Source organism: Citricoccus alkalitolerans (assembly GCF_039528175.1).
Taxonomy (GTDB): Bacteria; Actinomycetota; Actinomycetes; order Actinomycetales; family Micrococcaceae; genus Citricoccus; species Citricoccus alkalitolerans.
The window spans coordinates 1935358-1944555 of record NZ_BAAALH010000002.1 but is presented as its reverse complement, the minus strand read 5'-3'; the positions used below and the strand labels follow the sequence as shown (position 1 = coordinate 1944555).

General features: G+C 68.4%; 8 protein-coding genes. 3 read left to right on the top strand and 5 right to left on the bottom strand.

Going from position 1 to position 9198, the window contains the following annotated elements; all coding sequences use genetic code 11:
- Positions 1–136 precede the first annotated feature (136 nt).
- Positions 137–1771, bottom strand: coding sequence for a CpaE/TadZ family protein (locus tag ABD134_RS14765; RefSeq protein WP_344230686.1), 1635 nt, complete (start codon positions 1769–1771; stop codon positions 137–139).
- A gap of 8 nt (positions 1772–1779) precedes the next feature.
- Positions 1780–2418 (bottom strand): flagellar biosynthesis protein FlgA, encoded by a 639-nt coding sequence (locus ABD134_RS14760; protein WP_344230684.1) that lies wholly within the window; start codon positions 2416–2418, stop codon positions 1780–1782.
- A gap of 164 nt (positions 2419–2582) precedes the next feature.
- Between ABD134_RS14760 and ABD134_RS14755 the strand changes: the two genes are divergently transcribed.
- Positions 2583–2813, top strand: coding sequence for a helix-turn-helix domain-containing protein (locus tag ABD134_RS14755; RefSeq protein WP_159551548.1), 231 nt, complete (start codon positions 2583–2585; stop codon positions 2811–2813).
- Here ABD134_RS14755 and ABD134_RS14750 read toward each other — a convergent pair.
- On the bottom strand, positions 2795–3358 hold the full coding sequence (locus ABD134_RS14750; protein ID WP_344230681.1) for a hypothetical protein: 564 nt from the start codon (positions 3356–3358) through the stop codon (positions 2795–2797). The genes ABD134_RS14755 and ABD134_RS14750 overlap by 19 nt on opposite strands.
- 233 nt (positions 3359–3591) lie before the next feature.
- On the opposite strand from ABD134_RS14750, the gene ABD134_RS14745 reads away from it, so the two are divergent.
- The gene (locus tag ABD134_RS14745) at positions 3592–4371 is read left to right on the top strand and encodes a LysM peptidoglycan-binding domain-containing protein (RefSeq protein WP_344230679.1); all 780 of its coding nucleotides are present in this window, start codon (positions 3592–3594) and stop codon (positions 4369–4371) included.
- A gap of 94 nt (positions 4372–4465) precedes the next feature.
- Positions 4466–5032, top strand: a complete 567-nt coding sequence (locus ABD134_RS14740) for an Rv3235 family protein (protein ID WP_344230677.1) — start codon at positions 4466–4468, stop codon at positions 5030–5032.
- Here the strand turns inward: ABD134_RS14740 and secA are convergent.
- Together secA and ABD134_RS14730 are read right to left on the bottom strand one after the other, a co-directional pair.
- A complete protein-coding gene (gene secA, locus ABD134_RS14735) occupies positions 5029–7818 on the bottom strand; it encodes a preprotein translocase subunit SecA (RefSeq protein ID WP_344230675.1) in 2790 nt (929 codons plus the stop codon). The two genes, ABD134_RS14740 and secA, sit on opposite strands and share 4 nt — an antisense overlap.
- 105 nt (positions 7819–7923) lie before the next feature.
- On the bottom strand, positions 7924–9198 hold a 1275-nt coding region (locus tag ABD134_RS14730), incomplete at its 5' end, for a winged helix-turn-helix domain-containing protein (RefSeq protein WP_344230673.1).

The following is a 9198-nucleotide window of genomic DNA, read 5'->3' as shown; positions in this document are numbered from 1 at the left end:
GCAGTTGCACCGGAGGCACCGGACCTGGGCCGGGTGCAACCGGATGAGTGGAACGTCCTTGGTCCACTAGGGCGAGCCTAACGGCACGCAGGTCAAAGCGTGAACGACGGGTGCCCGCTGCAGAGCGGCCCGGGGTTCAGCTGCGCCGCAGCAACGTCCGCAGACCCTGTCCGACGGCGGCCGTGGAGGGTCCCGTCTGTAGGCTTCCGGCGGCCGTACCGGCCAGCCGGGCCACGGCGCGGCGCAAGGCCGACTTCGGCGCGGCCTCGGCCAGCACCTGCCCGCCGAGCAGCGCACGGTCCAAGGTCCGGCGGTCCCAGGGCAGGAACCCTGCGACGGTCCAGGAACCGCCGAACCGGTCGAGGACGCCGGTGATCTGTGATCGCGGGGCGACCCCCGAGGCATCCGGCCGGACCTGGTTGACGACCACCTCGACCCGGCTTCGCTCCACGATGTCCACGTGCAGGCTCAACTCGTCCAGGCCGTGAATGAGGCGGGGCAGCCCCACCGGGTCGCCGGTGCCGACGGCCAGGACTCGGTCCGCGGCGGCCAACCCGGCCAACGTGGCCGCGTTGCGCTGTGGGGCGGGGATGTCGAAGCTCAGTTCCTCGTCCTCCTCCAGGCAGAAACCACAGTCGAGAACGACCTCGTCCCAGCCGGCGGTGGCTGCCTCCAGCACATCGTCCAGGGCGGCGCGGCGCAGTTCCGGCCACCGGTCCGCACGAGTCAGGCCCGTGAGCACCTGCAGGGAGGCCCCCGCCACACGTGCCCTGAGCGCTGCTCGCCCGACACCTTCAGGAGTGATCCTTCCCTGGTCAGCCGTCCGGCAGGCTTGGGCGATGCCCGCCGATTCGTCCAGCAGGCCCAGATGGATGCCCGCGGAGGCCGCATAGGTGTCCAGGTCGATCAGCAGAGTCCTGCGCCCGGAGAGGGCCAGCTCCACCGCCAGGTTGACCGCCACCGTGGTGCGTCCCGGGCTTCCAGCAGGGCCCCAGACGGCGGTCATCCGGGGTGGTGCCGCGGGTTCCGTTGCAACTCCCCCGGGGCCCGGGGGCTCCCGATCGCCGTCCCGATCGGACAGGACGTCCGTATCCGACTCGTCGCCGGGGCCCGGACCCGGGACGCCAGGCACGACCACGCCAGCCGGGCCGGCGTCACCCCGGTCTGCTCCGTCCCACTCTGCTCTGTCCAGTTCTGCGCCGACTCGGACGGCGTCAGCACCCGTGACGGAGGATGACAGAGTCTGGTCTTGGTCGACTCTCGAGCCGGGGGCGAGAACCCGGTCATCGGCCGGGCCGGCCGGCGTCGTCGTGTACTCGGGCCCGGTGAAGTCGTCAGCGCCGTTCTGGGCGGCACGGCGCCCACGGCCGCGAGCTTCGGGTTCGGACGTGACACGCTGGCGTTGCTGATCTTGGGAAGCCGCGTCGGCCAGCAGCGTGGCCAGTTCCGCTGGGCCCAGATCCGGGGATGCCACCGGGATACCGAGTCCGGTGAGGCGGTCGCGTTCAGCAGCCACCTCGCTGAGTGCCACCACCGCGGCAGTTCGAGTACTCGCACCTCCGGCACTCAGGGACTCCATGAACGTCAAGGTGAGTTGTTCGGTGTCACCGGCCACGAGCACGACGTCTGCCAGACCAGCGCGAGCCATCGAGATCAGTTCAGCGAGGCTCTCGCAACGGCGTATCACCGTGACGGGCCCGCGCAGACGCTCGAGTCCGGAGACGTGGTCGAAGCCGGACATGATGGTGGTGGCCACCGAGACCTTACGCACGTGCACTCCTACGGTCCGGCAAGCGACGGAACCACGCTGATGCGCGCGCCATTGCCCTTGGCGTCCAGGACCTGCGGCAGTTGCTCCGGACCCACGAGGATCTGCACGTTCATCCCGCCCGTGGAACCGAAGGATCCCGTGGCCTCCGTGATCTCGGCCAGTTCGGCCGAGCGGGCGACCAGTTCCGGTTCGCTGAAGCCCTGGTTGCCGTCCTTGGCGGCGATCCACACATCCACCCGAGCCCCGGAGGCCGTGCCCTCAGGGAGCGGGTCGGCCACCGTCAGGGACACCGCCTGCCGGGACTGCGGGTCCACCAAGGCCACGGCACCGGCCGGGAGCAGTTCGCCCTGGCGTACCGTGCCCACCACCGCGTGTTCCTCGGGGAACGGTTCGTCTGCACGGAGGTAGTCGTCCGCCGCGTCGCCCAACCGGGCCTGAACCACCGTCAACTGGTCAGTCTCGACCACCTTGCCCGGAACCAGGTCCTGCCCGGCGGCCCAATAGCCCTCCGAGCGATCCAGTGACTGCACCAGGGCCACGACGCCTGCCACCGACAACAGCACCAGCAGGAGCCCGGCCAGTAACCGGGGATCCTTCCACCCCGGCCGCGTGAGCCGTGGAGCCTCCGCCGTGTTCGTCCCCTCCACGGGCGTCCTCCCTCTCCGGTCCGGCAGCCCCATTCGCCGCCGGCATCCCAGACCACCCTATCCAAGGCCGGCGCCGGCCATGTCAGGGTGTGGACAACCCCTGAACGAAAGATGAGCGTGGAAGAATGAAGGTGACTGATGCCCGCTTTCGACCCGGAGGACCAATGCCGCGCTTCCTGACCCTGACCGATGTCGCCGAGGAGCTGCAGGTCTCCATGGCGCAGGCTCGTGCGCTGGTGCGCAGCGGGGAGCTGCCGGCCATCCAGATCGGCGGCCGTGGCCAGTGGCGGGTGGAGCAGGTCAAGCTCGACGAGTACATCGAGGACCTCTACGTGCAGCAGGCCGCCAAGGCCGAGGCCCGGAAGGCCGGTGCACCTCAGACCGAGGACGCCTGAGCCGAACGCACCAGGTGGACGGCGTCGAAGGGGATCACCCTGAGCCCGCGGACATTGCGCCCGCGCCGCTGTTCATCCCGCGGGTGCACCGCCAGGTCCAGGTGGTCCAGCCCCACGCGGTCGATGGTCCCCTCCCCGAGCAACTGCCCGTCCTGGCCGGTGACCACGAGAGCCACGCGGGCACGGGACAACGACCGGTACAGGGAACCGATGCCCAGCCGCCGCCGCCCGAGGGACGGCTCCTGGGCCACCACGGCCAGGGGGCTGTCAATGGCCGCCACGGCGGCGAGGTTCACCACCAGGCTCCCGCTGCGGTCCATCCCGCCGATCCAGGTGGACCCCACTGTGGAGAGGGTCAGCTCCAGCCGTTGACCGTCCGCCAGCACGAGCGCCAACGGCGTCCCCACCGCACCACGCAATCGATCGATCAGGGTGATCGCAGATCGCTCACCGCGCGTCATCTCGGCCGCCTCGGCCTCTGTGTCCTGCCAGTGCCCCTGGGCCAGCTGGGCCTCCAGATCGGCAAACAGCCCGTCCCATCTCATCTCTTCAGCCTAGACGGGCGAGCCTGCCTCACCAGCCCCTAAGGCGTGAAGGGTCGTCGCAGCACCGGCCCAGAATCCGATGCTGACCACCTGCCCAATGACATCAAACGTCATCAAATGATTCCCCACATCTCCATCGTGACCCCATTGACATCTTCTGCCATCTATTGTTGCCTTAGTCCATCGAGGAAAACGACGGGCCTCCGGTGCCCGCGTGGCCGAAGGGGCACAACGTGAATGCATCGTCTGAGAACCGCCACCGGGCACTCCGGCGCGAGGACCTGGTCCTGACGCTGCTGTGCACCGTGACTGGACCGTTGCTGTGGTGGTTCGGTTCCCCGGGGCTGGGAGGGGCCGCGCCCAGCGCGGGCCTACCTCTTGTCGAGCGGCTGGTCGCCTCCCTGTGTGCCGGAGCGGGCGCCGTCATCGCCGCATGGTGGTTCCTAGCCTTGCTGGGCACCGCCTTGGTGGCTTTGGGTCACCGGACCAGATCGCTCCGCCTCATCCGCTGCGGCAGCGCACTCTCCCCCGCCTTCCTCCGCCGGGTGGCGACGTCACTCCTGGGCGTCAACCTACTGCTGGCGCCAGGGGCATGGGCCACGCCGGGTTCCGCTGTCGACCCACTCCCGGCGACCCAGGATTCAACAGCACGGACGTCCTCGATGTACACGTCCACCAACCTCCCGCACCCCGGTTGGGTCTCGGCCGACTCGGCCGCACTGCCGGACGAGCAATACCTGCCGACACCCACGTGGAAGCCCTCGGCCCCGGCGACGCCCGCACCCGGTGCACCCCGCTCGGGCCAGACAGCCACAGATGAGGCCAAGACCGTCACGGTGCGACGAGGTGATTGTCTGTGGGACATCGCAGCCCATGAACTGGGCCCCACTGCCACCGACCTGGAAGTGGACGGCCGATGGCGACAGTGGCATGACCACAACCGCACCGTCATCGGCGGCGACGCGGACATGCTCATCCCCGGCACCGTCCTCAGGGCGCCGCCCCTGAGCTAGGCCGCCCCCCGCACCACACGCCGGACCGAAACCCGCGGAACCCCGCCGAACCCGATCACGCTCGACGCCAGTACAACCGACAACAGGAGGAACCATGACGACCTTGACCACGGCAGCAGAGCCGGCCACGGAGCGGACGCCGGCCCTGACCGTCACCGCCGTTCCCGCCACCCTGCCGCCCCTGGATTCCGTGGCCGGTTCCAACGTGGAGCCGGCCTCGCGGGAAGCGCGGAGTCAGCAGCACCCGGCATGGGCGCCCCGGCAGCGGCCACTCGACGGCACCACGACGACGGAGCGTGCCCAGGCGGAGCTCCGGCGCGAGGAGGAACGCCATGTCCGTTCCCTGGCGCGGATCGTGGCGCTGGCCTGCGTGGAGGCCGAACTCGGGCTTCGGCCAGCACGCCAGCTGTCCGCGTGGCTCGACCTGGCCACGTACCAGAAGATGATCCGCCGGGCCGACCTGGCCCAACGCATCCGGGCGGCCCGGACCGATGGCCTCGCCGCGGCGCCCAAGGCTCTCGGGGCCAGGGCCTGCCGCCTGGGCCAGGAGACCTACGAGGCCAGCGCCACGGTCCAATTGCCTGACCGTGCCCGGGCCATGGCCTTGCGCATCGAGAAGCACCGCACCGGGTGGAAGGTCACGGCGCTGGAACTCGGCTAGCGGCGGCTCTTCTTGGACTTCTTGGCACCGCGCGGAGCGCCCTTCGCCCCGCCGGCCCCGTTGCCAGAGCCGTTCCTGCCCGCCTCATCGGCAGACCCTGGAGAGGTCTGGTCGCTGGTCGCCCCGTCCGTGCGGCGCACCTGCGTGGTGACCTCGCCGGAGTCCGACGGCGCGGAGAACCGGAGGGTCGACGGCTGGCGAGGCGCGTCGAGGCCCTTGACGTTCAGGACTGGCGTCATCGTCGTGGATCGGGCGTCCTGCACACCCGGCAACGAGGTCGCGGCCGGAGCGGTCTGCACCTCGAGGTTGAACAGGTAGCCGATCGATTCTTCTCGGATGGCCTCCATCATGGCCTCGAACAGGATGAAGCCCTCGCGCTGGTACTCGACCAGGGGATCACGCTGGGCCATGGAGCGCAGTCCGATGCCCTCCTTGAGGTAGTCCATCTCGTAGAGATGTTCCTGCCACTTCCGGCCGATCACCGAGAGCACCACGCGGCGCTCCAGTTCGCGCAGGGTGTCCGGCCCGATGGCTTTCTCGCGGTCCTCATAGGCCAGCCGGGCGTCAGAGACCAGCTCGCGCTTCAGGTCCTCGGCCTTGAGCTTCGTCAGGCCACCGGACTCCTCCACCACCTCATCCACAGTGACGCCCACGGGGTACATCTGCTTCAAATCCGTCCAGAGCTGGTCCAGGTCCCAGTCGCCGGCGTGCCCCGCACCTGTGGCCTCATCCACCACAGTGGAGACGGCATCTTCGAGGAAGTTCTGGATCTTGGACCGAAGGTCCTCACCCTCCAGGATGTGCCGGCGGTCGGTGTAGATGGCCTCACGCTGGCGATTCATGACGTCGTCGTACTTCAGCACGTTCTTACGCTGCTCGGTGTTACGCGATTCGACCTGTTGCTGGGCGTTCTGGATGGCCCCGGACACCATCTTCGATTCCAGCGCCATGTCATCCGGAACGGAGGCGGAATTCATGATGCGGGACGCGGCACCGGGGTTGAACAGGCGCATCAGGTCGTCGGTCAACGAGAGGTAGAAACGGGATTCGCCCGGATCACCCTGACGGCCGGAACGGCCGCGCAGCTGATTGTCGATCCGTCGGGACTCGTGGCGCTCCGTGCCGAGCACATAGAGCCCACCGAGGGCGAGGACCTCCTCGTGTTCCTTCTTGACGCCCTCTTGGGCGGCGGCCAGGACCTCGTCCCACAGTTCCTCATAGCGTTCGGCATCCTCGACGGGATCCAGGCCACGCTTCTGCATCTCATCGACCGCGTTGTGCTCGGCGTTGCCGCCCAACATGATGTCGGTACCGCGGCCAGCCATGTTGGTGGCCACAGTGACGGCCCCCTTGCGGCCGGCCTGAGCGACAATCGACGCCTCACGAGCGTGGTTCTTCGCGTTGAGCACCTCGTGCCGGACACCGTTCTTGGCCAGCAGCTTGGAGAGGTATTCAGACTTCTCCACCGAGGTGGTGCCCACCAGCACGGGCTGGCCCTTCTCGTGCCGCTCGGCGATGTCCTTGACCACGGCGTCGAACTTCGCGACCTCGTTCTTGTAGATGAGGTCGGTCTGGTCCACGCGCTGGATGGACCTGTTCGAGGGGATGACCACCACGCCGAGCTTGTAGGTGGACATGAACTCGCCGGCCTCGGTCTCTGCCGTACCGGTCATGCCGGACAGCTTCTCGTAGAGGCGGAAGTAGTTCTGCAGGGTGACGGTGGCCAGCGTCTGGTTCTCCGCCTTGATCTGCACGCCCTCCTTGGCCTCGATGGCCTGATGCATGCCCTCGTTGTAGCGGCGCCCCGCCAGGACACGGCCTGTGTGCTCGTCCACGATGTTGACCTCGCCGCCCAGCACGACGTAGTCCTTGTCCTTCTTGAACAGCTCCTTGGCCTTGATGGCGTTGTTCAGGTACTGGATCAGCGGGGTGTTGGCGGACTCGTAGAGGTTGGAGATGCCCAGCCAGTCCTCCGTCTTCTCGATGCCCGGCTCGAGCACGCCGACGGTCTTCTTCTTCTCGTCGACCTCGTAGTCCTCGTCCAAGGTCAGCTTGCGCACCAGCTTGGAGAACTCGGTGTACCAGCGCGAGGCGTCGCCCTGGGCCGGGCCGGAGATGATCAGCGGAGTGCGGGCCTCGTCGATGAGGATGGAGTCGACCTCGTCGACGATGGCGAAGTGATGGCCGCGCTGGACGAGTTCGTCCTTGGACCAGGCCATGTTGTCCCGCAGGTAGTCGAAGCCGAACTCGTTGTTCGTGCCGTAGGTGATGTCCGCGGCGTACTGGGCACGTCGGGTGGCGGGATCCTGGTTGGCGACGATCACGCCGGTCTCCAGGCCGAGGAACCGGAAGACGCGGCCCATGAGCTCGGACTGGTAACTGGCGAGGTAGTCGTTGACCGTGATGACGTGGACGCCCTGGCCCGAGAGGGCGTTGAGGTAGGCCGGGGCGGTGGCCACGAGGGTCTTGCCCTCACCGGTCTTCATCTCGGCGATGTTCCCGAGGTGCAGGGCGGCCCCGCCCATCAGCTGGACGTCGTAGTGACGCTGGCCGAGGGTGCGTCCGGCCGCCTCGCGGACGGCCGCGAAGGCCTCTGGCAGCAGTGAGTCGAGGGATTCCCCGCCGGCGATCCGCTCACGGAACGCATCGGTCTCGCCGCGCAGCTCGGCGTCGGACATCTCGCGGAACTCGTCCTCGAGGACATTGATGGCGTCGGCGAATCCCCTCAGGCGCTTGAGGACCTTCTTGTCCCCGGTCTTCAGGATTCGTTCGATGAATGATGCCACGTGCCTAGACTCCCTGTTCCCCGGTGCACCGGGTGCGTCGGTATGCATTGCGCTCGGGTACCCCGGTTCGGCCAGCGGCCACGGAGATACCCGCATAGTCTACGGTCAAATCTCTGGGAGCTTCCTCCACGCCCGCAGCAGTTCCACTGGCAGGTCCCCGTCGGCATTCTCCACCACCACCACGTCCTCCAGACCCAGCCATCCAGCCAGCTCGCCCAGCTCGGCGGCCAGCTCCACCACCACGTGCCCGACGTCGGCCGCCAGGCCACCAGCCCCGCTCGCCTGTCCAGGGCCGCCGGGAACCGTGGCCGGATCCTCAGACCAGGCACCGCGTACCAACAGCACTTTGCCGGCACGGTCCGCCTTGAGGTCAACCTGGGCGACCAGCCGCTCTCCGAGCAGGAACAACAGGGAGTAATAACCACGGGTCCGTTTCGGAGCGGGAGTGTAGATCCCCAGGCGGTACCGCACGCCGAACAGTGCCTCAACCCGCGGCCGGTGGAACACCAGTGGATCGAAGGGGCTGACCAGGGCCCGGCCCGTCGCGGTCCGGGGCGTCACCGCCTCGGCATGGCGCCATGCCGCCACGGTTGTCCCGCGGAGACCGGGCAGCCGGACGGGTTCCAGGACGCCCTCGTTGTACAGTTGCACCGCTGCGGCGCGGGCGGCTGCGACGGTGATCCGGTAGTAGTCGGCGAGACTGGCCTCGGTGGCCACCCCCAAGGCCCGGGCGGCGGTGTCCACCAGCTCCAGGACCGCCGCGTGCCGGTCCGGCACCTCGGCCGCCGGATCGATGGCCGAGGCCGGCACGAAGAGGCGTTCGAACTGGGGATTGCGTCCAGCACTCGCGATCCGCCCGGACGCGAAGAGATCCTCGAGAATCCGCTTGACCACGGACCAGTTCCAGCCCCAATGTCCCTGATGGCCTCCGTGGTGCCCCAGTCGGCTCTCGACCTGTCTCGCCGTCAGCGGACAGGACGCGGAGAGCAACGCGAGGATCTGCTGCGACAGCTCATCCCTGACCTGCGCGTCCACGTCTGTGGCGGTCATCCAGGTGCGACGTTGGACTGCCACGAGCGCGGGCCGCAACCGCACCGGGACCAGCGAGGCCTCGTGGGCCCAGTACTCGGTCCACGTGGGGTGCCTCTGGTGGGACACCTGATGGGACAACCGGTCCAGCAGAGCCGGATCGTAGGGGCCCAGCCGGCTGAAAAGGGGCACGTAGTGGGCCCGCGCCAGGATGTTGACGGAGTCCACCTGGAGCACGCCGAGCCGGTCCACGACCGATCTGATCTTTCGGGCACCCGGCGGGCCCGGCCGGCGTCGTTGGTGGATCAGCTGGGCGGCCAACGCCGTGCGGCGGGCCTCGGAGTAGCCGAG